The organism is Micromonospora sp. BL1 (assembly GCF_003667485.1).
GTDB lineage: Bacteria > Actinomycetota > Actinomycetes > Mycobacteriales > Micromonosporaceae > Micromonospora > Micromonospora tulbaghiae.
In genome coordinates, this window is record NZ_RCVK01000382.1 from 1 (window position 1) to 25,469 (window position 25,469).

The 25,469-nt window shown below is 74.3% G+C and carries 22 protein-coding genes; 13 read left to right on the forward strand and 9 right to left on the reverse strand.

Going from position 1 to position 25,469, the window contains the following annotated elements:
• The first annotated feature begins 126 nt into the window (after positions 1-126).
• From EAD96_RS28220 to EAD96_RS28245, 6 genes are all read left to right on the forward strand, one after another.
• The gene (locus EAD96_RS28220; RefSeq protein WP_255499036.1) at positions 127-3,681 is read left to right on the forward strand and encodes an ATP-dependent helicase; all 3,555 of its coding nucleotides are present in this window, start codon (positions 127-129) and stop codon (positions 3,679-3,681) included.
• Positions 3,682-3,736: 55 nt separating this feature from the next.
• Entirely contained in the window at positions 3,737-7,141 is a 3,405-nt protein-coding gene (locus EAD96_RS28225) for an ATP-dependent helicase (protein ID WP_121686378.1), read from the forward strand.
• 204 nt (positions 7,142-7,345) lie between these two features.
• Positions 7,346-7,549 (forward strand): cold-shock protein, encoded by a 204-nt coding sequence (locus EAD96_RS28230; protein ID WP_013288421.1) that lies wholly within the window; start codon positions 7,346-7,348, stop codon positions 7,547-7,549.
• A 177-nt stretch (positions 7,550-7,726) separates the two neighbouring features.
• Positions 7,727-8,980 carry a DEAD/DEAH box helicase gene (locus EAD96_RS28235; protein ID WP_121686379.1) on the forward strand — a complete coding sequence of 418 codons (1,254 nt, stop codon included), beginning with the start codon at positions 7,727-7,729 and terminating at the stop codon, positions 8,978-8,980.
• Positions 8,981-9,121: 141 nt separating this feature from the next.
• Entirely contained in the window at positions 9,122-9,307 is a 186-nt protein-coding gene (locus EAD96_RS28240) for a hypothetical protein (protein WP_120573240.1), read from the forward strand.
• A gap of 52 nt (positions 9,308-9,359) precedes the next feature.
• Complete coding sequence (locus EAD96_RS28245; RefSeq protein WP_233586200.1) at positions 9,360-9,878, forward strand: GNAT family N-acetyltransferase; 519 nt, start codon at positions 9,360-9,362, stop codon at positions 9,876-9,878.
• A gap of 11 nt (positions 9,879-9,889) precedes the next feature.
• Here EAD96_RS28245 and EAD96_RS28250 read toward each other — a convergent pair whose 3' ends face one another.
• From EAD96_RS28250 to EAD96_RS28265, 4 genes are read right to left on the reverse strand one after another with little or no spacing between them, the layout of a single operon-like run.
• Positions 9,890-10,333 carry an Rrf2 family transcriptional regulator gene (locus tag EAD96_RS28250; RefSeq protein ID WP_120573241.1) on the reverse strand — a complete coding sequence of 148 codons (444 nt, stop codon included), beginning with the start codon at positions 10,331-10,333 and terminating at the stop codon, positions 9,890-9,892.
• Between the two features lie 4 nt (positions 10,334-10,337).
• On the reverse strand, positions 10,338-11,222 hold the full coding sequence (locus EAD96_RS28255; RefSeq protein WP_120573242.1) for an ABC transporter permease: 885 nt from the start codon (positions 11,220-11,222) through the stop codon (positions 10,338-10,340).
• Positions 11,212-11,991 (reverse strand): ABC transporter ATP-binding protein, encoded by a 780-nt coding sequence (locus EAD96_RS28260; RefSeq protein ID WP_121686380.1) that lies wholly within the window; start codon positions 11,989-11,991, stop codon positions 11,212-11,214. Before EAD96_RS28260 ends, EAD96_RS28255 begins: the two co-directional genes overlap by 11 nt.
• Positions 11,988-13,049, reverse strand: coding sequence for an ABC transporter substrate-binding protein (locus tag EAD96_RS28265; protein WP_121686381.1), 1,062 nt, complete (start codon positions 13,047-13,049; stop codon positions 11,988-11,990). Before EAD96_RS28265 ends, EAD96_RS28260 begins: the two co-directional genes overlap by 4 nt.
• Positions 13,050-13,279: 230 nt before the next feature.
• Between EAD96_RS28265 and EAD96_RS28270 the strand changes: the two genes are divergently transcribed.
• From EAD96_RS28270 to nudC, 3 genes are read left to right on the forward strand one after another with little or no spacing between them, the layout of a single operon-like run.
• Entirely contained in the window at positions 13,280-14,590 is a 1,311-nt protein-coding gene (locus EAD96_RS28270; RefSeq protein ID WP_121686382.1) for a pitrilysin family protein, read from the forward strand.
• The gene (locus tag EAD96_RS28275; protein WP_121686383.1) at positions 14,587-15,933 is read left to right on the forward strand and encodes a pitrilysin family protein; all 1,347 of its coding nucleotides are present in this window, start codon (positions 14,587-14,589) and stop codon (positions 15,931-15,933) included. The genes EAD96_RS28270 and EAD96_RS28275 overlap by 4 nt, the downstream gene beginning before the upstream one ends.
• Positions 15,930-16,877 (forward strand): NAD(+) diphosphatase, encoded by a 948-nt coding sequence (gene nudC, locus EAD96_RS28280; RefSeq protein WP_121686384.1) that lies wholly within the window; start codon positions 15,930-15,932, stop codon positions 16,875-16,877. The genes EAD96_RS28275 and nudC overlap by 4 nt, the downstream gene beginning before the upstream one ends.
• Positions 16,878-17,149: 272 nt before the next feature.
• Here the strand turns inward: nudC and EAD96_RS28285 are convergent, their stop codons facing one another.
• The 3 genes from EAD96_RS28285 to EAD96_RS28295 all read right to left on the reverse strand — a co-directional run bounded on the left by EAD96_RS28285 (position 17,150) and on the right by EAD96_RS28295 (position 18,906).
• Positions 17,150-17,419 carry a hypothetical protein gene (locus EAD96_RS28285; protein WP_120573248.1) on the reverse strand — a complete coding sequence of 90 codons (270 nt, stop codon included), beginning with the start codon at positions 17,417-17,419 and terminating at the stop codon, positions 17,150-17,152.
• Positions 17,420-17,614: 195 nt separating this feature from the next.
• Positions 17,615-17,854: a DUF397 domain-containing protein gene (locus EAD96_RS28290; RefSeq protein ID WP_121686385.1), complete on the reverse strand. Its 240-nt coding sequence runs from the start codon at positions 17,852-17,854 to the stop codon at positions 17,615-17,617.
• Between the two features lie 71 nt (positions 17,855-17,925).
• The gene (locus EAD96_RS28295; RefSeq protein WP_121686386.1) at positions 17,926-18,906 is read right to left on the reverse strand and encodes a helix-turn-helix transcriptional regulator; all 981 of its coding nucleotides are present in this window, start codon (positions 18,904-18,906) and stop codon (positions 17,926-17,928) included.
• 177 nt (positions 18,907-19,083) lie between these two features.
• Between EAD96_RS28295 and EAD96_RS28300 the strand changes: the two genes are divergently transcribed.
• The gene (locus EAD96_RS28300; RefSeq protein ID WP_358176394.1) at positions 19,084-20,364 is read left to right on the forward strand and encodes an MFS transporter; all 1,281 of its coding nucleotides are present in this window, start codon (positions 19,084-19,086) and stop codon (positions 20,362-20,364) included.
• 58 nt (positions 20,365-20,422) lie between these two features.
• Here the strand turns inward: EAD96_RS28300 and EAD96_RS28305 are convergent, their stop codons facing one another.
• Positions 20,423-20,665 carry a mycoredoxin gene (locus EAD96_RS28305; protein WP_018784736.1) on the reverse strand — a complete coding sequence of 81 codons (243 nt, stop codon included), beginning with the start codon at positions 20,663-20,665 and terminating at the stop codon, positions 20,423-20,425.
• A 91-nt stretch (positions 20,666-20,756) separates the two neighbouring features.
• Here EAD96_RS28305 and EAD96_RS28310 point away from each other — a divergent pair, with 91 nt between their 5' ends.
• The 3 genes from EAD96_RS28310 to EAD96_RS28320 all read left to right on the forward strand — a co-directional run bounded on the left by EAD96_RS28310 (position 20,757) and on the right by EAD96_RS28320 (position 23,762).
• Positions 20,757-22,880, forward strand: a complete 2,124-nt coding sequence (locus EAD96_RS28310) for an ATP-dependent DNA helicase UvrD2 (RefSeq protein WP_121686388.1) — start codon at positions 20,757-20,759, stop codon at positions 22,878-22,880.
• Between the two features lie 129 nt (positions 22,881-23,009).
• Positions 23,010-23,264, forward strand: coding sequence for a hypothetical protein (locus EAD96_RS28315; protein ID WP_120573254.1), 255 nt, complete (start codon positions 23,010-23,012; stop codon positions 23,262-23,264).
• 132 nt (positions 23,265-23,396) lie between these two features.
• A complete protein-coding gene (locus EAD96_RS28320; protein WP_013288404.1) occupies positions 23,397-23,762 on the forward strand; it encodes a WhiB family transcriptional regulator in 366 nt (121 codons plus the stop codon).
• Positions 23,763-24,112: 350 nt separating this feature from the next.
• Here the strand turns inward: EAD96_RS28320 and EAD96_RS28325 are convergent, their stop codons facing one another.
• Positions 24,113-25,459, reverse strand: coding sequence for an AarF/ABC1/UbiB kinase family protein (locus tag EAD96_RS28325; RefSeq protein ID WP_121686389.1), 1,347 nt, complete (start codon positions 25,457-25,459; stop codon positions 24,113-24,115).
• Between the last annotated feature and the right edge of the window lie 10 nt (positions 25,460-25,469).

Sequence of the window (25,469 nt, forward strand, 5' to 3'; positions counted from 1 at the left end):
CGCTGACCCCCCGGATCGCGGCTCCGCCTCGGTCGGCCCGGCGGGCCGGCCGAGGCGGAGCCGCGATCCGGGGGGTCAGCGGGCGATGCCGCGCACCCGCAGACCGCCACGTCACCCGGGAACGCCCTGCCGCAGACGGCGACCGGCGCGCCCGGCAGCGCCTCGTCGCCGAGCGCGGCCGGGCGGGGCACGGACACCGGGCGCTGGGCCGATCCGGTACAGGCCGAGGTGGTCGCGCACACCGACGGGCCGATGCTCGTCGTGGGCGGTCCCGGCACCGGCAAGACGACGACGCTCGTCGAGGCGGTCGCGGCCCGCGTGGCCGAGGGTGTCGACCCGGAGCGGATCCTCGTGCTCACCTTCGGCCGGCGCGGCGCCACCGAGCTGCGCCACCGGATCGAGGCGCGGATCGCCGGCGACGGACACCGGGTGGTGCGCGAGCCGCTGGTGCGCACGTTCCCGGCGTACGCCTTCGGTCTGCTGCGCCGCGCGGCGGCCGAACGCGGCGAGCCCTCGCCCCGGCTGCTCACCGGCCCGGAGCAGGATCTGATCATCCGCGAGCTGCTCGACGTGGTGGGGGAGGAACCCGGCGACGACCCGGTCGGCTGGCCGGAGGACCTGCGACCGGCGCTGCGTACCCGGGCGTTCGCCCAGCAGCTCCGCGACCTGCTGATGCGTGCCGCGGAGCGCGGCGTCGGCCCGGTCGAACTGGCCCGGCTGGGCGAGAAGCTGGGCCGCGCCGACTGGCCGGCCGCCGCGCGCTTCCTGCGGGAGTACGTCGCCGTGCTCGCCCTGCGCGACGTGAGCAACCGGGGTTCGGTCGCGTACGACCCGGCGGAGCTGGTGCGCGCCGCCACCGGCATGCTGCTCGACGATCCCGAGCTGCTCGCCGCCGAGCGCCGTCGGCTGGCCCACGTGTACGTCGACGAGCTGGCCGACACCGACCCGGCCCAGCTCGACCTGCTCGCCGTGGTGGCCGGTGGCGGGCGGTCCCTGGTCGCGTTCGCCGACCCGGACTCGTCCACGTACGCGTTCCGCGGCGCCGACCCGGCGGGCGTCACGACGTTCCCGCACCGCTTCCGCACCGCCTCCGGTGCGCCGGCCGCGCAGGTCACGCTGACCACCTCGTACCGGGCCGGGCCGGAACTGCTCGCGGCCACCGCCCGGCTGGCCCGTCGGCTGCGCGGCCCGGCGGCGCACCGGCGGCTGCGCCCGCTTCCCGGCGCGCCCGCCGGATCGGTGGAGGTACGGACGTTCCGGTCCGCCACCAGCGAGTCGGCGTGGCTGGCCCACGCGCTGCGCGAGGCGCACCTGCTCGACGGCGTGCCCTGGTCCCGGATGGCGGTGCTGGTCCGCTCCACCGGCCGGCAACTGCCGTCGCTGCGGCGCGCGCTCCACACGGCCGGTGTGCCGACCGTCGTGCACGGCGAGGACCTGCCGCTGCACCTCCAGCCGGCGGTCGCACCGCTGCTGCTCCTGCTGCGCTGCGCGCTCGAACCCGACCGGCTGGACGAGGAGTCGGCGGTCGCGTTGCTGCACTCGCCGCTGGGCGGCGCCGACCCGCTGGCCGAACGACGACTGCGCCAGGGGCTGCGGGCGCTCGCGCTGGCCGGCGGCGACCGCCGTCCCTCCGGCGAGCTGCTGGTGGAGGCGCTGCGCGACCCGGCGGAACTGGCCACCATCGAGCGTCGCTGGGCCGCTCCCGCGCAGGCCGTGGCGCACCTGCTCGCGACCGCCCGGGAGACGGCCGGCCGGCCCGGCGCCACGGCCGAGGACGTGCTCTGGGCGGTGTGGCGGGAGAGCGGGCTGGCCGAACGCTGGGCCGGTGCGATCACCAGGGGACGCGCGGCCACCGGCGAGCACGAGACCGCCCAGCGCTGGCGGGCCGAGGCCGCCGACCGTGACCTGGACGCCGTACTCGTCCTCTTCGACGCGGCGGCCCGATTCACCGACCGGCTGCCCGGCGCGCGTACCGAGGTGTTCCTCGACCACGTCCTCGGGCAGGAGCTGCCCGCCGACACGCTCGCCGCCGCCGCCGACCGGGGTGACGCGGTACGCCTGCTCACCGCGCACGCCGCCAAGGGTCTGGAGTGGGATCTGGTCGCGGTGGCCGGGGTGCAGGAGGGCGTCTGGCCGGACCTGCGCCTGCGCGGCAGCCTGCTCGGCTCGGAGCGGCTCGTCGACGTGCTCGCCGGTCGCGCCGACGGCGCCGGGCTGCGGGCCAGCCTGGTCGGGCAGACGTCGGCGCTGCTGGACGAGGAGCGGCGGCTGTTCCACGTGGCGATCAGCCGGGCCCGGCGGCGGCTGCTGGTCACCGCTGTCGCGTCCGCGGCGGTCGGCGGGGACGACCACGAGGAGCAGCCGAGCCGCTTCCTGCACGAGCTGGCCGCCGCCGACCATCCCGCCACCGGCGGAACCGGCCCGGCTCCGACCGGCCCGAACCCGAACGGTCCGGCTCCGAACGGAAACAGCCCGACCGGCCCGGCTGACCGGGCTGGGAACGGCGCGAACGGTCCGAACCCACCCGGCCCGGAGCACGCCGCGCCGGACGGCCCGGCCCCGACCGGCCCCGGCCCGGCCGGGAACGGTCCGGCGGGCCAGGTCACGCGCGGGCGAGCCGCGGACGGGCCGGTGCCGCACGGGGACGAGCATCCGCAGGACGGGCCGCCCGCCGCGCTCCCGGTCACCCTGCCGCCGCGCGGGCTCACCCTGTCCGCGCTGGTGGCGGAGCTGCGTACCGCCGTGACCGACCCGGCGACGCCGATCACCCGGCGGCACGCGGCGGCGGGTGAGCTGGCGCGGCTGGCTGCCGCCGGGGTGCCCGGCGCGCACCCGGACGACTGGTGGGGGTTGCGCGGCCTCTCCGACGACCGGCCGCTGGTCGACGAGGGCGAGCCGGTGCGGGTCACCCCGTCGGCCATGGAGAGCGCGTTGCGGTGCAGCCTGCGCTGGCTGCTCGAACGGCACGGCGGCAGCGGGCCGGCGAGCGCCGCGCAGGGCGTCGGCAACCTGGTGCACGCCGCGGCGATGCTGGCCGAGGACGCCAGCGTCGACCGGGAGGCGTTGCTGGAGTACGTGGCGGCCCGGTTCGACGCGATCGAGCTGGCCGCGCGGTGGATGGCCGGCCCGGAGCGGCAGCGCGCCGAGGCGATGGTGGACAAGCTGCTGCGCTGGCTGGCCGGCAACCCCCGCCGGCTGCTCGCGATCGAGCACGAGTTCGCGGTCCGCCTCGACGACCCGTCCCGCCCGATCCAGCTGACCGGCCGGGTCGACCGGCTGGAGGTCGACGACGAGGGGCGGCTCGTCGTGATCGACCTGAAGACCGGCAAGTCGACGGCGGTCACCGAGCGGGAGGTGGCCGAGCATCCGCAGCTCGGGGCGTACCAGGCGGCGGTGGAGGCGGGCGGGTTCGCCGAGTTCGGCGAGGAACCGGGCGGGGCCGCGCTGGTGCAGCTCGGCACCGGCGCGCGGGACGCCAAGGAGCAGACCCAGGCCGCGGCCGGGGAGGGCCCGGAGGCCGGGTGGGCCACCGCGCTGGTGCGCCGTACCGCGGACACGATGGCCGCGTCCACGTTCGCCGCCGTGGCGAACTCCAAGTGCCGGGTCTGCCCGGTACGCACCAGCTGCCCGGTGTCCGGCCAGGGCCGCCAGGTCGTCGAGCCGCCCCCGGAGGGCTCGTGAGCGCGAGGAGTGAGCCGGTGTTGCGAGCCCCGCAGTCGCGAACAAGGACCGAGCCGTGAGCGTTCAGCCGGCGCTGTTCGGCGCCTCCGCCACACCCGCGCCGCGTACCGCCGACGCCGGGCCCCGCTACACGCCGGTCGAGCTGGCCCGGCTGCTGCGGCTGCCCGCGCCCACCCGGGAGCAGGCCGCGATCATCGCCGCGCCGGTGGAACCGCTGCTGGTGGTCGCGGGCGCCGGCTCGGGCAAGACCGAGACGATGGCCGCGCGGGTGATGTGGCTGGTCGCCAACTCCTACGTACGCCCCGAGCACATCCTCGGCCTCACCTTCACCCGTAAGGCGGCAGGCGAGCTGGCGCACCGGGTCCGGACCCGCCTCGACCAGCTCATCCGGCGGCTCGGCCGGCAGGGGCGGGATCCGCACGACGACCCGCTGGCGGGCGAGCCGACCGTGTCCACGTACCACTCGTACGCCGGGCGGATCGTCACCGAGCACGGCTTGCGCGCCGGGTACGAGCCGACCACCCGGCTGCTCACCGAGGCGTCCCGCTGGCAGCTGGTCGACCTGCTGGTGCGCAACTACGACGGCGACATGTCCGAGGTGGACCGGATGCCGTCGACCATCACCGACGCCGTGCTGGCGCTCGCCGGTGAGCTGGACGAGCACCTGGTCGACCCGGACGAGCTGGCCGCCTGGACCGGCCGGTTCTTCGCCGACGTGCAGTCCCGGCCCGGCCGGGTCTACGCCGACGTGCGCAAGGCGCTCCAGCTCCAGCGGACCCGGCTGAAGCTGCTGCCGCTGGTGCGCGCGTACGCCCGGCGCAAGGACGACTTCGAGGCGATGGACTTCGCCGACCAGCTCGCCCGCGCGGCCCGGGTGGCCCGCGACCACCCCGGCGTGGGCGTGATCGAGCGGGACCGGTTCCGGGTGGTGCTGCTCGACGAGTACCAGGACACCAGCCACGCCCAGGTGGTGCTGCTCAACGCGCTGTTCGGCGGCGGCCACCCGGTCACCGCGGTGGGCGACCCGTGCCAGTCCATCTACGGCTGGCGCGGGGCCAGCGCCGGCACGCTCGACCGGTTCCCGGCCGAGTTCGCCCGCACCGACGGCAGCCCCGCCGACGTGCTCAGCCTGACCACGAGCTGGCGCAACCGGCCGGAGATCCTCGGCGTCGCCAACACGCTCTCGGTGCCGCTGCGGGCGGCCGGCGCGCGGGTGCCGGAACTGCACGCCGCGCTCAGCGTCCGCGACCCGATCCCGCACCGCACGCCGGGCGGGCAGGCGGGCGGCACCGTGCACTGCGCGCTGCTGGAGACGTACGCCGACGAGGCCGACTGGATCGCGGACAGCGTGCTGGCGGCCTGGCGGGGCGCGGCCGGGATGCCCGGCGCGCTGCCCGAGCACATCCCGGCCGACCGCCGCCCGACCACGGCGGTGCTGGTGCGGCTGCGCAGCCAGATCCCGGCGATCGAGGCGGCGATGCGCGCCCGCGGGCTGCCGGTCGACGTGGTCGGCCTGGGCGGGCTGCTGGACACCCCGGAGGTACGGGACGTGGTGTGCACGCTGCGCGTGCTCGCCGACCCGACCGACGGGGCGGCGCTGCTGCGGCTGCTCACCGGCGCGCGCTGGCGGATCGGCCCGCGTGACCTGGTCGCCCTGCACCGCCGCGCCCGCGCGATCGCCCGCAGCCGCCGGGAGCTGACCGGCGACGAGGGCCCGGAGATCACCGTGGACGCGCTGGACGAGGCGACGCTCGTCGAGGCGCTGGCCGATCCGGGGCCGGCGCAGGCGTACTCGGCCGAGGGCTACGCGCGGCTGCGCTCGTACGGGATGGAGCTGGCGCTGCTGCGCTACCGGCTGGACCAGTCGCTGCCGGAGCTGATCGCGGACATCGAGCGGACCATCGGGCTCGACGTCGAGGTGGCGGTCCGGGCCGGCCGGGACGGCGCGGGCGACGCCGGGCTGGCCCGCGCCCACCTGGACGCGCTCGGCGACGTGGCGGCCCGGTTCAGCGGCGAGACGCCCGGCGCGACGCTCGCCGGTTTCCTCGCCTACCTGGCCGCCGCGGAGGACGAGGAGCGCGGGCTGGCGCCCGGCGAGGTCGAGGTGGTGGCCGGTGCGGTGCAGGTGCTCACCGCGCACGCCGCGAAGGGCCTGGAGTGGGACGTGGTGGCGGTGGCCGGGATGACCCGGGGCGTCTGGCCGGGGCCGGTCCGCAACTCCGACCAATGGCTGGGCGGGCTGGGTGTGCTGCCGTTCCCGTTGCGCGGCGACGCGGACGGGCTGCCCGAGCTGGCTCTGCCGGAGGCGGAGGACCAGCGCGGGGTGGCGCGGGCGCTCTCCGACTTCACCGACGCCTGGCGGGCGCACGACGAGCGGGAGGAGCGCCGGCTGGCGTACGTGGCGGTGACCCGCCCCCGCCGGCTGCTGCTCTGCTCCGGCTACTGGTGGGGCGAGGGGACCAAACGGTTCCGCGGCCCGTCGGTGTTCCTGCGGGAGGTGCACGACGCCTGCCTGGCGGGTGCGGACGGGCACGTGGTGGACGCCTGGACGCCCGAGCCGGCCGGGGACGCGGTGAACCCGACCACCGAGACGGTGCTGCGGGCCGAGTGGCCGGCCGACCCGCTCGGCACCCGCCGGCCCGCGTTGACCGAGGCGGCGGCGCTGGTCCGCCGGTACCTGGCCGACCCGGAGGCGGCCCGCCGCGAGGCGGCAGTGCTCGCCACCACCGCAGCGGCGGAGGACGCCGAGGTGGCCCGCTGGCGGCGCGAGGCCGATCTCCTGCTCGCCGAGCGGGCGGAGCTGGCCCGGCAGGCCGAGGCGGTCGAGGTCGAGCTGCCCGGCCAGCTCTCGGTGACCCAGCTCGTGGCGTTGCGCCGCGACCCGGAGGCGCTGGCCCGGACGCTGCGCCGCCCGATGCCGACCGAGCCGAACCCGTACGCCCGGCGCGGCACCGCGTTCCACGCCTGGCTGGAGCAGCGCTTCGGCGCCGACCGGCTGCTGGACGTGGACGAGCTGCCCGGCGCGGCGGACGAGGACGCGGCCCCGGACGAGGCGCTCGTCGAGTTGCAGGAGCGCTTCCTGGCCGGCGAGTGGGCCGACCGGGTGCCGGTGGAGGTGGAGGTGCCGTTCGCCACCGTCATCGCCGGGGTGGTGGTCAGGGGGCGGATGGACGCCGTGTTCGCCCGCCCGGGCGGGCGCTACGACGTGGTCGACTGGAAGACCGGGCGGCAGCCGGCCGGCCGGGAGGCCGACGCGGCGGCGGTGCAGCTGGCGGTCTACCGGCTGGCCTGGGCGGAGCTGGCCGGGGTGCCGGTGGACCGGGTCGGCGCCGCGTTCCACTACGTGCGGGACTCCGCAACGGTCCGCCCGGCCGACCTGCTCGACGCGGAGGGGCTGACCGCGTTGGTGGCCGCCGTGCCGGAAATCCCGGGGGATCTCCCGGAGCGCACGAATCCGTGATACGTTGACTGGGTTGCAGTTTTGGTTTCCAGAGACTCTGTGTGCGCCTGGCGGATTGTGGCCCCAGGCGCTCTTTGTTGTGTCCGGAGTTCTCCGGGCGGGGCGACCAGCAGCGACAGGCACGCCGCGTATTCCACGCGCGGGGTGCTCCTCTCCGGCCCGCAACACGTGCGGGCCGACCGTTCCGTCAAGGAGACGAAACACATGGCAATTGGCACCGTCAAGTGGTTCAACGCTGACAAGGGCTTCGGCTTCATCACCCCGGACGACGGCGGCGCCGACGTCTTCGCCCACTTCTCGGCGATCCAGACCTCCGGCTACCGGAGCCTGGACGAGAACCAGCGGGTCGAGTTCGAGGTGACCCAGGGCCAGAAGGGCCCGCAGGCGGAGAACATCCGCCCGCTCTGATCTTCGGATCAACCGGCACCACCACCGCGCCCTCTCGGGCGTGGTGCACGGGCCGGCCCGCCTCTGCCGGGCCGGCCCGTCCCTTCGGTTCGTGCTTGTGACCACCGGTGACGCCGGTGACGCGCCGCTTCTCGGCGCCCTTCCTCGACACGTGCCGCCTCGAGGAAGGCTTTCCGCATGACCACGACCCTGCCCACGTTCGCCGCCACCGGCCTGGCTCCGGCGCTCGTCTCCGAGCTGGCCGCGCAGGGCATCTCCGCGCCGTTCCCGATCCAGGCGGCCACCATCCCGGACTCGCTGGCCGGCCGGGACGTGCTCGGCCGGGGCCGTACCGGCTCCGGCAAGACGCTCGCGTTCGGGCTGCCGCTGCTGCACCGTACGGCCGGACGCCGGGCCCGCCCGGGCCGCCCGCTCGCGCTGGTGCTCGTACCGACCCGTGAGCTGGCCGCGCAGGTGACCGACGCGCTCGCCCCGTACGCCGCCACGCTCGGCCTGCGCTGCGCCACGGTGGTCGGCGGGCTCTCGCTGGGCCGCCAGGCGGCCGCGCTGCGTGCCGGCGCCGAGGTGCTGGTGGCCACGCCGGGCCGGCTGCACGACCTGATCGACAGGGGGGACGCCCGGCTCGACCAGGTGGCCATCACCGTGCTGGACGAGGCCGACCAGATGGCCGACATGGGCTTCCTGCCGCAGGTGACGAAGCTGCTGGAGCAGGTCGCACCGGGCGGTCAGCGGATGCTGTTCTCGGCCACCCTGGACCGGGGCGTGGACCGGCTGGTCCGCCGGTTCCTGACCGACCCGGTGACGCACTCCGTCGACCCGGGCACCGCCACCGTCACCGCGATGACGCACCACGTGCTGCACCTGGAGGCGGAGGACAAGCCGGCCGCGCTGGCGCACATCGCCGCCCGCGAGGGCCGCACCATCGTCTTCATCGCCACCAAGCACCGCGCCGACCGGGTGGCCCGCCAGCTGCTCTCCAAGGGCGTACGCGCGGCGGCGCTGCACGGCGGCAAGTCGCAGCCGCAGCGCACCCGCATCCTGGAGCAGTTCCGCACCGGCCAGGTCACCGCGCTGGTGGCGACCGACGTGGCGGCCCGGGGCATCCACGTCGACGGGCTGGACCTGGTCGTCAACGCCGACCCGCCCACCGAGGCCAAGGACTACCTGCACCGGGGTGGCCGGACCGCGCGGGCCGGGGAGTCGGGCACCGTGGTCACGCTCGTCCTGCCGGACCAGCGCCGCGACGTCGCCCGGCTGATGAGCACCGCGGGCATCAACCCCAAGACCACGCGGGTACGCCCCGGCGACGGCGAGCTGACTCGGCTCACCGGCGCCCGGGAGCCGTCCGGCGTCCCGGTGACCATCACCGCGCCCGCCGCCGCGCACCCCGCCCCGGCGACCCGTCCTCGCCGGCGCCCGCGCCGCCGCTGACCGCAGCCCGCGTCCGACCGACCTGAGTCGGGAATCAGCCGACGTTCGGTCGGCTGCCCGACTGTCCGACCGGAACCCGACGGCGATGCTGTCGGTCGGGGGACCGGTCGGGGGGTCGGCCGGACGCGGAGGGAGCGGTTCATGGCGGGGGACGCCGGCTCAGGCGGAGCACGGGAAGTGCTGCTGGTGCTCGCGGTGGCGGGCGCCGGACTGGCGCTCGCCGCGGTGGCCGCGTTCGGGCCGTGGCAACCGTCCGACGACGGCCCGCAGGACCGTGGTGCCGCCCGCAGCTTCACCCCCGGGATGAGCGCCCCGCACGTCCCGTAGCCGCCCCGCAAGGGGGCGATGCCGGAGCCGGCCGGCTGCCTACGATGCGGCGGTGGACTCGTCGGTGACCGTTCGCGAGGCCCGGGTCGAGGACGTCGCCCGGATGGCACGCGTGCATGTCCGGTGCTGGCAGGAGACCTACCGCGGGCTCATGCCGGACGCGGTGCTGGACGATCCCGGTCTCCCGGCCTTCCGGGAGCGGTTCTGGACCGCCGCGTTGACCGACGAGCGCTACCGCGCGAACCGGGCGGCGGTGGCCGAGCGGCGGGGCGAGCTGATCGGGGTCGCGATGTCGGGCCCGCCGCTCGACGCCGAGGCGGCGTGGGCGAGGCAGCTGTACGTCCTCTATGTGCACGCGGCCGACCACGGCACCGGCGCCGGGCCGGCGTTGTTGCGGGCCGTCCTCGACCCGGCGGAGTCGGTGGCGCTGTGGGTCGCCGACCCCAACCCCCGTGCCCAGGCGTTCTACCGGAGGCACGGCTTCGTGGCCGACGGGACGACCCAGGTCCACGACGGCGTACGCGAGATCCGCATGGTCCGCGACGGGCAGGTACGGCCGCCGGCGCCGTGACCGGACGCGCGTCAGGGTGCCGTGGCCCGGTCGCTCAGCAGGTCGGCGAGCGTGGTCCGATCCACCACCAGGGCGATCGCGCCGTCCACCGCCAGCCACACGTCCCGCAGGCCGGTGGCCACGCCGTGGTAGCCGGCCCGGTCGGCGGGAATGCCCCGCACGCTCGTGATCGCGCCACCCACCGCGCGCAGCACGTCGCCCACACTGATCTCGTCCGGCGGGCGGGTCAGCGCGTACCCGCCCTCGGTGCCGCGATGGCTGTGCAGCAGTCCGGCCCGCCGCAGGTCGAGCAGGATCCCCTGGAGGAAGCTGAGCGGGATGTCCTGGCTCTCGGCCAGGCTCGCCGCCTTGACCAGCTCGCCGCCGCCGGCCGCCGGGTCGCCGGTGGTCCCGGCGACGTCGGCGACGGCGAGCATGGCCCGGAGCGCGTAGTCGGCGCGCGCGGAGATGTACACGACGTCAGTTGCCGGCCTGGTCCAGCACGCCCCAGCGGCGGCGGATCGCCTTGTCGGCGGCCCCGAACGCGGTGTCCACGAGCAGGCCCACCACCAGGATGACGATCATGATGGCCATCAGGCGTGGCGCCTCGCTCAGCTCGCGCGCGTAGGTGAGCTGAGCGCCGATCGAGGTGCGGGTGGCGATGACCACCAGCAGCTCACCGGCCATCAGGCTGCGCCAGGCGAACGCCCAGCCCTGCTTGAGCCCGGCCACGATGGCGGGCAGCGCGGCCGGTGCGATCACGTACCGGTAGAGGTTGAGCCCGCGCGCGCCGAGGTTGCGGCCGGCGCGGACCAGCAGCGGCGGCACGTAGTCGACGCCGTGGATGACGCCGTTGGCGACCGACGGCGCGGCGCCGAGCACCACCACGAAGAAGATCGCCTGCTCGCTGAGCTGGAACAGCAGGATGGCCAGCGGGAACCAGGCGATCGACGGCATGGTCTGCAACGCGGTGATCATCGAGCCGAGCGCGGCCCGGAGCACCTTGACCCGGGCGACGCCCAGGCCGAGCAGCAGGCCGACGGCGACGGCCGCGGCGAAGCCGACAGCCGCCCGCCGGGCGGTGGTGGCCAGGCCCTCCCAGAGCGCCGAGCTGAGCAGGTACTCCCCGAGGTCACCGAAGACCACTGCCGGGCCGGGCAGCGCCCACGGCTCCTTCCACCCGGACCAGACCACCGCCTGCCAGATCGCCACGGCGAGCGCGAGCGCGGCGAACTTGGGCCAGGTGGCCGACCACAGGCGGCGTACCCGGGACGGGCCCTTCTCCCGGCCGGCGATCTCCAGCGCGTCGAGGCCGGAGATCTCCGCGTCGGCCCGTGCCGACGCGGACAGGGTGTCACTGGCCATGCCGGCCCACCTCCTTGCGCAGCCGGTCGGTGACCTCGGCGGCGATGGCCGAGACCTCCGGCGAGTCGATCCGCCGGGGGCGCGGCACGGCGACCTCGGTGGAGTAGATGATCCGGCCGGGCCGGCTGGAGAGCAGCACGATGCGGTCGGCGAGCCGGGCCGCCTCGCGGACGTTGTGCGTGACGAACAGGACGGTGAGCTTGCGCTCGGACCAGATCCGCTCCAGCTCGTCGTGCAGGATGTCGCGGGTCATCGCGTCCAGCGCGCCGAACGGCTCGTCCATCAGCAGCACCGGCGTCTCCAGCGCGAGCGTGCGGGCCAGCGCGACCCGCTGCCGCATGCCGCCGGAGAGCTGGTGCGGCCGCTTGCGGCCGAACTCGGACAGGTGGACCGTGCGCAGCAGTTCGGCCACCCGCTCCTTGCGCTGGTCGCGGGGCAGCCCGCGCAGCTTCAGCGGCACCTCGACGTTGCCCTCGACGGTCAGCCACGGGAACAGCGCCGGCTCCTGGAACATGAGTCCCGGGTTGACGCCCTCGCCCAGCTCGATCGCGCCGCCGCTGGCCCGGTCGAGCCCGGCGACCAGGTTGAGCAGCGTGCTCTTGCCGCAGCCGGACGCACCGACCATGCAGACGAACTCGCCCGGAGCGACGTCCAGCGACAGCCCGTCCAGCGCCAGGACCGCCTGCTCGCCCTGGCCGTACACCTTGGTCACGCCGCGCAGCGCGACCGAGCCGGTCGCGCTGCGCGGGGTCGTGCTGGTCGACGTCACGGCTGGCTGACCTCGGCCTTGCCCTGCGCCTTGAGCACCTCGTTGAGGTACTTCAGGTCGTAGAGGCCGTTCAGGTCGACCGGCTGGGTGAGCCCGACCGCGACCGCGTGGTCCAGGCCGGTCTTCAGCGACGACGGGATCGGGTCGTTGGTGAACTCCAGCGTCGGCCAGGCCTGCTTGATCAGCTTGAGGTCCAGCGGCTTGCCGGTGATCTTGCCGATGTGGTCGGAGATGGCCTGCTGCGCCTCGTCCGGCTTGGTGTTGACGAACTCGTTCGCCGCGACCTGGCCCTCGACCAGCTTCTTCACCACGTCCGGGTGCGCCTTGAGGAACTTGGTGCTGACCAGCAGGTTGGTGATGACGAACTTCTTGTCCGGCCAGAGGTCGCGCTCGTCGACGAGCACCTTGCCGCCGGCGTTGATCAGCCGGGAGACGAAGGGCTCGGGCACCCAGGCGCCGTCGATCGCGCCGCTGCCGAACGTCTCGATCGTCTGCGCGTTCTCCTGCGGCACGATCTTGACGTCGCCGCCGCCCTCCTTGGTGGTCTCCAGGCCCTTCTCCTTGAGCCAGAAGCGCAGCGCCACGTCCTGGGTGTTGCCGAGCTGCGGAGTGGCGATCTTCTTGCCGCGCAGTTGCTCCACCGAGGTGATGCCGGGCTTGACCACGAGCGCGACGCCGCCGGACGCGGCGCCGGAGACGACCCGGACCGCCTCGCCCTTGGACTTGGAGAAGGCGTTCACGGTCGGGTTCGGGCCGATGTACGTGGCGTCGAGCGCGCCGGAGAAGACGGCCTCGATGGCGGCCGGGCCGGCGTTGAACGTCTTGGTGTCCAGCTCGACGTCGCTGCCGAGCTTCTCCTTGAAGATCCCCTTCTCCACGCCGACCACGGCCGGGGCGTGCGTGATGTTGGGGAAGTAGCCCAGGCGCAGCGTCACCGGGCCGGACGCGGCGCCGGCGTCGCTGTCGTCGCCGCAGGCGGCGGTGGTGCCGAGCGTGGCCGCGCCGACAGCGGCCAGGGCCGCGAGGATGGCCAGGCGGCGCAGGGGAAGCCCTCTCATCGAATGTCCAATCCGCAGTATTCCTATTTAGTTGGTAGGAAGAGTGGGCCAGCGGCCTGGCGGCGTCAAGCCCCGTCTCAGGGGCCGCGCCCCGCGACCTGGGATTTCCCGATAATTCCCACCTGTTCGGTGGAGAAGGCGTGGCCGGTCGGCCAGCCGCCGGGACCGCCGTCCGGTGGGCCGCGGCACACCGGCGGTAGAGCCGGTACCGAGGCGCTAATGTCGATCTCGTGCCGACGCGGAGAGCGAAGATCCCAGCGACGAAGTACCCGGTCGAACGGTTCACCCTCGACAACGGCCTGCGTGTGGTGCTCACGCCGGACCGCAGCGCCCCGGTCATCGGGGTGGCTGTGGTCTACGACGTCGGCATCCGCTCCGAGCCCGAGGGACGCACCGGGTTCGCCCACCTCTTCGAGCACCTGATGTTCCAGGGCTCGGAGAACCTGGAGAAGCTGGCCCACTTCCGGCACGTCCAGGGCGCGGGCGGGACGTTCAACGGCTCCACCCACCTGGACTACACCGACTACTTCGAGACGCTCCCCGCCAACGCGCTGGAACGCGCGCTGTTCCTGGAGGCCGACCGGATGCGCGGCCCCCGGCTGACCGAGGAGAACCTGCGCAACCAGGTCGACGTGGTCAAGGAGGAGATCCGGGTCAACGTGCTGAACCGGCCGTACGGTGGGTTCCCCTGGCTGACGCTGCCCCCGGTGATGTTCGACACCTTCCCCAACGCGCACGACGGCTACGGCTCCTTCGTCGACCTGGAGTCGGCCACCGTGGCCGACGCCGCCGACTTCTTCCGCCGCTACTACGCCAGCGGCAACGCGGTGCTCGCGGTCAGCGGCGACATCGACGTGGCCGAGGCGACCACGCTCATCGAGCGGCACTTCGGGGACGTGCCGGCCCGGCCCGCCCCGCAGCGGCCCGACTTCGCCGAGCCCGACCTGACCGCCGAGCGGCGCAACACGTACACCGACGCGCTGGCCCCGCTCCCGGCGGTGGCCGGCGCCTGGCGGGTGCCCGACCCGGTCAGCGACTTCGCCGGTTACCTGCCGTACGTGGTGCTGGCCGAGGTGCTCACCGACGGTGACGCCTCCCGGCTGGTCGAGCGGCTGGTGCAGCGCGACCGGTCGGTCACCAGCCTCGGCGGGTACCTCGGCTTCATGGGCGACCCGTTCGACGTCCGCGACCCCACCGCGCTGCTGCTCCAGGCGCACCTGCCGCCCGGCGGCGACGTGGACAAGGTGCTGCGCACCATCGACGAGGAACTGGACCGGCTGGCGACCGACGGGCTGACCGAGGGTGAGCTGGCGCGTACCCAGGCCCGGATGGCCACCCACCTGCTGCGCGACACGGACGCGGTGCTCGGCCGCGCCTTGCGGATGGCGGTGCTGGAACAGCAGCGGGGTGAACCCGGCCTGCTCAACGACCTGCCCCGGCTCGTCGGCGAGGTCACCGAGGAGCAGGTCCGCGCCGCCGCCGCCACCCTGCGGCCCGAGCGCCGCGCATCAGTCGAGGTCGTCGCCGGAGGAGCCCGATGACTGCCACCGCCACCACCGCTGCCACCACCGTCCGGCCGCTGCCGGCGCTGCGCCCGAACCGCCGTCTCAAGGTGCCCAAGCAGGCCGAGCGCACGCTCGGCAACGGCCTCACCGTGATCGCGGTACGCCGCTCCTCCGTACCGCTCGTCGAGCTGCGACTGTGGATGCCGTTCGGGCGCACCCACCTGGCCCGCGGCGGGATGCTGGCGCAGACCATGCTCTCCGGCACCGAGGCGCACAGCGCCACCGAGCTGGCGGCCGAGTTGCAGAAGGTCGGCGGCGGACTGACCGCCGGTCTCGACCCGGACCGGCTGATGCTCTCCGGCGCGGGCCTGGTCACCGGCCTGGACCGGATGCTGGAGCTGCTCGCCGAGGTGCTCACCGGGGCCACCTACCCGGCCGACTGGGTGGAGACCGAGCGGGACCGCCTGGTCGACCGCATCCAGGTCGCCCAGAGCCAGCCGTCGCACCTGGCCCGCACCGCGCTGCTTAAGCGGGTGTACGGCCGGCACCCGTACGCGGTGCAGACGCCCGACCCGGACCAGGTCCGGGCGGTCCGCCCGGCCGCGTTGCGCCGGCTGCACGCCGAGCGGGTGCACCCGGCCGGCGCGGTGCTGGTGCTCGTCGGCGACGTGGCGCCGGAGCGGGCGCTGGACGCGGCCGAGCAGGCGCTGGCCGGGTGGCGCGGTGACGGCCACGTCGCCGAGCTGCCCCCCGCGCCGCCGCTGGAACCCGGTCCGCTGCTGCTGGTCGACCGGCCCGGCTCGGTGCAGTCCTCGGTACGCCTCGCGCTCCCCGCGGTGCCGCGTACCCACCCGGACCACGCCGCGCTGCAGCTCGCCAACCTGATCTTCGGCGGCTACTTCTCCTCCCGCTGGGTGGAGAACATCCGCGAGGACAAGGGCTACACGTACGGGCCGCACTCGCTCGTCGAGCACTCGGTGGCCGGTTCGCTGCTCGTCGCCGGCGCCGAGGTGGCCACCGAGGTCACCGCGGCGGCGCTGGTGGAGACGAACTACGAGCTGGGCCGCCTGGCGACCGTGCCGCCGAAGGCCGACGAACTGGAGCAGGCCCGCCAGTACGCGCTCGGCACGCTCCAGCTCGGCATGTCCACCCAGGCCGGTCTCGCGTCGCTGACCAGCGCGTACGCCGGCAACGGGCTGCGGCTGGACTTCCTCGCCGAGCACGCCGCCCGGCTGGCCGCCGCGACCGTGGACGACGTGGCCGAGGTGGCCGCCCGCTACCTGGCCCCGGCCCGCGCGGTCACCGTCGTGCTCGGCGACGCCGAGCGGGTGGCCGACTCGCTCGCCGCGCTGACACCGGTGCGTACGGAATCCGCATGAGCGGCGAATCCGCCCCGCCGCTGGCCCGGTCGACGCTCGACCGGGCCGCGCACCGGCGTACCGATCCGGGCTGGCTGACCGAGGCGTGGGAACGGGCCCGGGTGCTGGTGCTGGACTCCACCGCCGAGGGGCGGGCGCTGGTCCGGGGCGCGTCCACCCCGCCGGAGCTGGTCCTGGTCGGCCCCGGCGAGCTGCCCGAGGTGCCCCGGTCGGTGCCGATGTTCCTCGGCGTCGAGCCGGACGGCGTACCCGTGTTCGCGGTGGACGGGCCGCTGCCGGCACTGCCGGACACCCGTCCGGCCCACCTGCGCGAGGTCGGCCACCTGATGACCGACCGGGACGCGGGCCTGTTCACCACCGCGCTGGCGCTGCTCAACTGGCACCTGCGGCACGGCTACTCGTCGACCACCGGCAAGGCGACGAGCGCCGACGAGGCCGGCTGGTCGCGGATCGATCCGGACGGCGACCGGGTCTGGCCGCGTACCGACCCGGCCATGATCGTGCTGGTGCACGACGGGGTGGACGGCCCGGACGGCCGCTGTCTGCTCGGCAACAACGCGGCCTGGCCGCGCACCCCGGGACAGCGCCGCTACTCCTGCCTGGCCGGATACGTCGAGCCCGGCGAGTCGGCCGAGGCCGCCGTGCTGCGCGAGGTCCGCGAGGAGGTGGGCGTCCCGGTCGAGGAGATCGCGTACGTGGGCAGCCAGTCCTGGCCGTTCCCCGGCTCGCTGATGCTCGGCTTCCTGGCCCGCGCCGACGCGGACGCGCCGATCCGGGTCGACCTGGCCGAGATCGCGCACGCGCGCTGGTTCACCCGCCGGGAGATCGGCGCGGCGCTCGCGGACGAGCCGGTGCCGGTGGGCGGGGGAGACCGGCTGGTCCTGCCGCCGCCGTCCTCGATCGCGTTGTTCCTGGTGCACCGCTGGCTCGACGGCCACTGCTGACCCGCCCGACCCCGTCGGGTCGGCGGGTTCCGGCTGGGGTCGCGCCAGTTCGGGGAAGTGGTGTGGTCGAGGGCGGTGGAATGCAGCCACCTCCCCGAGCTGGCGAAGCCGCCCGGCCCGGGCCGGGCGGACACAGGCCGGGAGGACGCGGCCCCGACCCGGACCGTCGTTGCCGCGACGGTCGCGGGCCGGGAACACGTGCCGTCGGGGCCGGGTGAGGCAGGAAAGCGGCGGGGGAGGCCGGTCCGGCCACGACGGACGTCAGCGTCCGGTCATCCACCGTCCCAGCGGTACGGGTGCCCGGGGGCGGGTTCCTCGATCGGCAGCACCTTGACCCGGTGCCGGCCCGCGCGCACGGCGCCGACCGCGGACAGCGCGCGGGCGAGCAGGAGTGCGGCGTCCCGGTCCTCGGCGTGGACGACCTGGCGGCGGGGTTCCGGCGTGCTCGTCTCGTCCCGCAGGCGACCCCCGCCCGCCCAGGCGGCGGCGATGTCGGCGTCGGCGACGGAACGGATCTCGGTGCGGACGATCAGGAACCGCATGGTGTCCCCCGGACAATCGGCGGTTACACGCTGGAACTTCCACGTCACTCCCGCGTCATGTTACGCCGATGTGTCCGCCCGGCAAGGGGAACTCGCCAGCTCGACCGATCGGGGGATCCCAGGTCAGCACCGTTGTCGGGGATGGACGCGCGAGGGGCCGCCGGCTCGCGCCGACGGCCCCCGTGGTTCGCCGGATCAGTCCAGATCGAACTGACCGCTCTTCGTGCCGGCGAGGAAGCCGAGCCAGCCGGCCCGGTCGAACAGCAGGACCGGTCCGCTCGGGTCCTTGCTGTCCCGCAGCGCCACTGTGGCCGGCCCGGCGTCGAGCGGCGCGACCTCCACGCAGTTGGAGGTCTGGCTGCGGGTGCTCTTGCGCCAGGCTGCGCCGGCGAGCCGTCCCGACAGTGCGGTCGTGCTGGTGTGGATCTCGTTCATGGTGCTTGCTCCTGGTGAGGTGCTCCGATGGGACCGAGCGACGCCGGAGCGCGGACGGTGCCCGTACCGGATCACCGTTCCGTGGTGAGGCGCCCCGAGTCCCGGCGTCGCTGGGTCGGCGCCGTTGCCGGCCCGTACGCCACCGTGGACTCGACTGCCGTGCCGGTCAGCCGTCCCGTCGCCTCGATCAACCAAGAGAGGGTGTCCGATGCGGAGAGTGCCGACGAGCATAGCCACTCGAACACCACTTTATAGCGATTTAGGGTGTTTACCTCGGTCGACATGACGTCGGTGAACCCACCTTCGATGGCGAGTGTCTCCGGATCGAGGGGATCGGCGAACCGATAGACCGAGAACGCGGTCGGCGGAAGGTACCAGTCGCCGACCCGCGTGTCCCGCAGCAGCAGACGCAGCGTCACGTTCGGCAGCAGCGCCATCTCGCACAGGTGGACGAGCTGCTCGTGCAGCACCTCCGGCGGCCCGGCCCGCCGGCCGAGCGCGGCCTCCTCCAGCACCGCCGTGTAGCGGGGCACCTCGGGGGAGCGGGTCAGCAGCGACTGGCGGGCCTGCCGCGCGCGTACCTCGGTCTCCGGATCCTCGCTCTCCGGGTCGCCGGCCTCGGCGGCGACCTGCGCGGCGGACATGATCCGGTGCCGGGCGTACCCGGGCGTCTGCAACAGCCCCGGCACCAGCACCGGGTTGTACTCGGAGATCTCCGCGCAGCCGGCCTCCAGCTCGGCGAAGGCGCGCTGCTGCTGCGTCATCACCGGGAAGTTGCGCAGCCAGCCGCGCATGTCGCCGGCCTCGTGGGTGATCCCGGTCAGTTCCGCGCGCTGCTCCTCGTCGGCGCCGTAGAGCGTCAGCAACACGTCCACGTCGTCCGGGTCGGGACGACTGCGGCCGTTCTCCAGACGGGACAACTTGGATGCGGAGGCCCAGCCGATCCGCTCGATGACCTGGTCACCGGTCAGACCGGCCTGTTCGCGGAGCCGACGCAGCTCGGTGCCGAGTCGACGGCGGCGCAGAATCGGGCCTGGTACGGCAGGAGGCACGGCGTCCTCTTTCCCGTCGACCGTCGCTTGACGCGACGGTAACTGTATGAAATTCGCCCCCCACGGTCAGTATGGACGGCGCGACCGGCGCCGGAGGTTCCGGCAAGGGCGTGTCACGAGACAAAAAGAGGACTGTGGAGGGCGCCTTCACCAGCGCCCGCCCCCGACGCGCCCCTGGTGGCGCACCCCCGCCGGAGGGAACCGATGCGCACCGTCCTGCGCCGCCCCGACTTCCGCCTGCTGTTCGCCGCGCTCGTCGCGAGCATGGCTGCGGAGTCGGTCCTGCTGCTCGCCCTGGCCGTCTGGGTCAAGGATCTGACCGGTTCGGACAGCATGGCCGGGGCGACCATCTTCGCGGTCATCGCGCCGATGGCGCTCGCCCCGCTGGTCGGCTGGGTGGTCGACCGCTACCGCAGGCGACAGTTCTTCATCGCCGCCAACCTGGTCGCGGCAGTGCTGCTCGGCCCGCTGCTCACGGTCAGGGACCGCTCCGACGTCTGGGTGATCTACGTGGTCGCCGCGCTCTACGGACTCTCGTACATCACCCTCACCGCCGTGCTCAACGGACTGATCCGGCATCTGGTTCCGGCCGAGCTGCTGGCCGACGCGAACGGGCTGCTCCAGACCGTCCGGCAGGGCCTGCGGCTGATCGGGCCGCTGGCCGGGGCCGGTGTGTACGCCGCGGTGGGCGGCTGGCTGCTGGTCCTGCTGGCCATGACCGGCTTCCTGACCGCGGCGGCGGTGGTCGCGCGGCTGCGCGTGGAGGAGGGCACACCGGCGCGCTCCGGTAGCCGCGGGCCGTCCGAGCTGGGCGCCGGGCTGCGCCACCTGACCGGGGAGCCGGCGCTGCGCCGGGCGCTGCTCGGGTACGGGCTCGGCTCGCTGGTGATGGGCTTCACCGAGTCGCTGATCTTCGCGTACGTCGATCTGGGCCTGCACCGCGACGCCGCGTTCGTCGGCGTGCTGGTCATGGTGCAGGGCGTCGGCGGGCTGGTCGGCGGCCTGTTCTCGGCCGCCGTGGTCCGCCGGTTCGGCGAGGTCGGCGCGCTCGCCGCGGGCGTGACGTTCTTCGGGCCGGCCGCGCTGGCGCTGGCGTACCCCCGGTTGTGGCTCGGGGTGGTGGCGCTGCTGCTGGCCGGCCTCTCGCTGCCGCTGACCATGGTGGGGTTGAACACGCTGATCCAGCGGCGGACGCCGCCGCGGCTGCTCGGCCGGGTGACCGCCGCGTCGGAGGCGCTGGTCAGCGGGCCGCAGGCGCTCTCCATCGGCACCGGCGCGCTGCTCGTCGGCGTGTTCGACTACCGGCTGCTGTTCGCCCTGGTGGGGGCCGTCACCACGGCGGCCGGCCTCTACCTGTGGCGGGGCCGCGGGCTGACCACGCCGATCGCCGGACCGGTCCGGATCCCGGCGCCCCGCAAACCCGCCGACGACGGCGTGCTCAGCCGCGGCGGGTCCTGAACGACGGCGAGCGGCCGTACCCGGATCGGGTACGGCCGCTCGTGGCGTCGCGGGCGGATCAGCCGGGCAGCGCGGCCAGGTGCTGCTTGACCTGCGTGATCGAGGGGTTGGTCAGGGCGCTGCCGTCGGCGAAGCGCAGCGTCGGGACGGTCTGGTTGCCGCCGTTGACGCTCATCACGAAGTCCGCGGCCGTCGGGTCCTGCTCGATGTCGACCACCTCGTACGCGATGCCCTCCCGGTCGAGCTGCGACTTCAGCCGGTGGCAGTAGCCGCACCACGGGGTGGAATACATCGTCAGCATGGTCTGGTCCTCCAAGGGGTGGCTCGCGCCCGGTCCGATCAGGCCAGGCTAATCGCTGCAACGTCACACGATGCTGGGATGATTCCCTGCTGTGGGCGTTCACTCAGCGGCGGAACGGGTGCTGGCCGGACTGGATCCGGAGCAGCGCTCCGCGGTGACCGCCCCGGCCGGCCCGGTCTGCGTCCTGGCCGGCGCCGGCACCGGCAAGACCCGGGCGGTGACGTCGCGGATCGCGTACCGGGCGCTGACCGGCGACATCGCCGGCCGGCATGTGCTGGCGGTCACGTTCACCGCCCGCGCCGCAGCCGAGATGCGCAGCCGCCTCGGCGTGCTCGGGGTGCAGGGCGTGCAGGCACGCACGTTCCACGCGGCGGCGCTGCGGCAGGTCCGTTACTTCGCGCCCCGGCTGCTGGCCGGGCGGGCCATGCCGGAACTGCTGGACAGCAAGGTGCGGGTGGTCACACTCGCCGCCGCCAAGGTCGGCCTGCGCGCCGACCGGGCCGCCGCGCGGGACCTGGCCGCTGAGATCGAGTGGGCCAAGTCGTCGCTGGTCGAGCCCGGGGAGTACGTCGTGGCCGCGGCCAAGGCGCTGCGCGAGACGCCGTACGAGCCGGCCCGGGTGGCGGACGTGTTCGACGCGTACGAGCGGCTCAAGCGCGGCAACGGGGTGATCGACTTCGAGGACATGCTGCGCGCCGCGGTCTGGGGCATCGAGGAGCACCCGGACGTGGCCGAGCAGGTGCGCAGCCAGTACCGGCACTTCGTGGTCGACGAGTACCAGGACGTCAACCCGCTCCAGCAGCGGCTGCTGGAGGCGTGGCTGGGCGGCCGGGACGACCTGACAGTGGTCGGCGACGCCAGCCAGACGATCTACTCGTTCACCGGCGCGACCTCGTCGTACCTGGTCGACTTCCCCCGCCTGCACCGGGGCGCGACTGTGGTCCGGCTGGTCCGCGACTACCGCTCCACCCCGCAGGTGGTCGGGCTCGCCAACGCGGTGATCTCGCAGGCCCGGGGCGCCGAGGCGCGGCTGCGGCTGGAGCTGCACGGCCAGCGCCGGCCCGGCCCGGAGCCGGAACTGCGGATCTTCACCGACGAGCCGGCCGAGGCGAACGCGGTAGCCGCGCGCTGCCGGGCGCTGGTGGCGGGCGGCACCCCGGCGCGGGAGATCGCGGTGCTGTTCCGCACCAACGCGCAGTCCGAGGCGTACGAGAAGGCGCTCTCCGAGGCCGGCGTGCCGTACGTGCTCCAGGGCGCGGAGCGGTTCTTCGAGCGGCCCGAGGTGCGCCAGGCGATGATCGCGTTGCGCGCCGCCACCCGGTCGGCCGACCCGGGCACCCCGTTGCCGGCCGCCGTGGTCGAGGCGCTCACCGCCGTCGGCTGGGCGCCCGACTCGCCCCCGCCGGGCGGCGCCGCCCGCGAGCGGTGGGAGGCGCTCGCCGCGCTGGTCCAGCTCGCCGAGGAGTACGCGGCGGAAGCCGAGGACGATCCCGGCCTGACCGGGTTCACCGAGGAACTCGCCCGGCGGGCCGCCCAGCAGCACGTGCCCACCGTCGAGGGCGTCACGCTCGCGTCGCTGCACTCGGCGAAGGGGCTGGAGTGGGACGCGGTGTTCCTGGTCGGGCTGGCCGAGGGCACGCTGCCCACCACGTACGCGAAGACCATGGAGCAGGTCGAGGAGGAACGACGGCTGCTCTACGTCGGGATCACCCGGGCCCGGGAGTGGCTCTGGCTGTCGTACGCCACCGCGCGCTCGCCGGGCGGGCGGGCCCGGCGTCCCTCCCGGTTCCTGCCCCAGCTCGACCGGTCCGGCGGCGGTGAGCGGGCCGGCGGCGCCGGGCCGGCGCGGCGGGCCGAGCGGCGCCGGCCGCAGGTGGTCTCGTGCCGGATCTGCGGCGCCACGCTGCTCGCCGGCGCGGACCGCAAACTGGGCCGCTGCCCGACCTGCCCGTCGGACATCGACGAGGAGCTGTACGAGCGGCTCCGCGAGTGGCGGCAGCGGGTGGCGGGCGCGCAGAAGGTGCCGGCGTACGTGGTCTTCACCGACGCCACGCTCACCGCGCTGGCCGAGCGGAAGCCCGGCCGCACGGAGGAGCTGGTGGCGATCGCCGGGATCGGGCCCCGAAAAGTCGGTCTTTATGGGGATACGGTGCTCGCCCTGGTGGCGGGCGCCACGGTGGACGATGTCTGCCCACAGAAAACTTCTGAAAAGTAGCCGTAAATCGTTTGCCCTCGCCCGAGGGCGAGGAATAGCCTCATGACACACCTCGCGAGCGGCGCCGTTCTGGCTGCTCAAAGGGGATGAGTCCACGGTCGGCACGAGGAGAGTAGGGAGGTGGCACCAATGAAGATCTTCACTTATGAGCGTCTTGCGGCGATGCCGTCTGCCGTCGCTCCGCTGTCGGCTGTCCGGGTGGCCCTCGCCGCTCGACCGTCGGCTCCGCAGGTGCACCAGGTTCAGGTTCAGGCCGAGCTGACCCTGACCGTTGCGCCGATCGCCGGAGTCGAGGGGACCAGTGGCTTCGCGGGCAAGGGCATCGATGGCGCCAAGAAGCGCACGGATGTCCGCGGTGTTCCACCTCGAGGTAGACCGGTCTGATCCATCAGACCACCGGCTCACCTCGAGGCCGCGGAACCCGCATACCGGGATCCGCGGCCTCAGTTTTTTGTCCCGCCGAAGTACGTCGGAATGCGATCCACGAGATCGAAGTGAGAGAGAGGTGACCGGAGGATGAGTCTGGCGTTGGCCCCGCTCGACGTGAGCGTCGACGTGGAGGCGAACCTGCCCTGCCGGAAGTTCGACCCCGACCTGTGGTTCTCCGACTCGCCTGCCGAGCTCGAGCTGGCCAAGTCGCTCTGCGGGGACTGCCCGCTGCGCGTCGAGTGCCTGGCCGGGGCGGTGGAGCGAGCCGAGCCCTGGGGCGTCTGGGGCGGCGAGATCTTCGAGCGTGGCGCGGTCGTCCCGCGCAAGCGGCCCCGTGGCCGTCCGCGCAAGGAGGATCTCGCCCGTGACGCGCAGCTCCGGGTCGAGGCGGAGGCGCGACTGGCGGCCAGCGGGCTGTCCGAGTCGCGAAGCTCCGTCCGGCTGGCAGCCTGACACACCTACGTTCCGAGCCCGAACCGATGCCGGTGTCCCTCCACCGGCCGACCTGAGAGAGAAATTTCTGATGCTGAACCTGCCGAACGGATTCGAGATGCAACTACTCCACGAAGCGTTGTCCAGGGCCCGAATGCGCCGGCCTCAGGCCGGTCGCAACACCACGAGCACTGAGGCAACCCGTTCCGCCCGTACCGTCGCCATGCGGGGTCGCAGCCAGTCGGCCCGCGACCTGGGCGTTCTGTAGAACGATCGCGTGAGGAAGGGGCGGTGACCGACAGGTCACCGCCCCTTCGCCGTGCTCGTCGCCGGCCCCGCCCGCTCGCCGGCCCGCTTCCGGCCGGCCGCGCTCAGGCCACCGGCGCGAAGCCCGGTAGCCAGCGTTCCAGGATCGACCGGTAGGACGCCTTCGCCTCCAACTGGCAGAGCACCCCGATCGACCCCAGCGTGACCCGGTGGATCATCAGGTACGACGGGGGCAGGTTGAGCTGCCGGCTGAGCTGGTAGGCGGGGGAGCGAGGGCTGGCCAGCCGGGTCGCCTCGCCACGCAGCCAGGCCCGGGTGAAGCGGAACTCGTCCGCGGCGATCGGCTCCAGCATCGGACGCAGGAAGTCCAGCACCGCCGGGGCGTCGATCGACTCGGTGCGGCTGACGAAGCCCTCGGCGCGCAACCCCTCCACCACCGCGTCGGCGTCCCCGCGCAGCGCCAGCGCCGCGATCCGGCCGATCGGCTCGGGCGTGCCCTGCGGCATCCGGGCCACCGCCCCGAAGTCGATCACGCCGAGCCGGCCGTCCGGCAGCAGCCGGAAGTTGCCCGGGTGCGGGTCGGCGTGCAGCAGCCCGGCCCGCTCCGGCGCGGACAGGTGCAGCTCCGCCATCAGCCGGCCGGCCTCGTCGCGCTGCTCCTCGGTGCCCTCCCGGATGATCTGGGACAGCGGGATGCCCTCCACCCACTCGGTGATCAGCACCCGCGGCGCGGCGTCGAGCACCTCCGGGATGAAGATGTCCGGGTCGTCGGCGTACGCGGCGGCGAACGCCCGCTGCGACTCCGCCTCCAGCTCGTAGTCCAGCTCCTCGGTGATGCGCTCGCGCAGCTCGGCCAGGAGCGGCTTCACGTCCAGCCCCGGCTGGATGGCCCGGAACATGCCGCCGAGCCGGGAGAGCTGCTTGAGGTCGGCCAGCAGGGCGTCACCGGCGCCCGGGTACTGGATCTTCACGGCCACGTCCCGGTGCCGAGGGCCGCCTGCCGCTTCGTAACCCGGGTCGCGCCAGACCGCCCGGTGCACCTGACCGATGCTCGCCGCGGCGGCCGGGGTGTCGTCGAACTCGACGAACCGGTCGCGCCAGTCCGGGCCGAGCTGGTCGGCGAGCACCTTGTGCACAGTCGCCGCCGGCAGCGGCGGGGCAGCCTCCTGGAGCTTGGTCAGCGCCTGCCGGTAGGGCGCGGCGACCTCCTCGGGCAGCGCCGCCTCGAACACCGACAGGGCCTGGCCGAACTTCATCGCCCCGCCCTTGAGCTGCCCCAGGACGCTGAACAACTGCTCGGCGGTGCGCTGCTGGATCTCGGCGGAGATGACGTCGGACGCGAGGCCGGTCACCCGCTTGCCCATGCCGAGGACGGTTCGACCGGCGAACCCGAGCGGCAGGGCGGCGAGTTTGGCGGTGCGGGACACGGCCCGGCGCGGGATGTCGGTCACCCGGCCATTG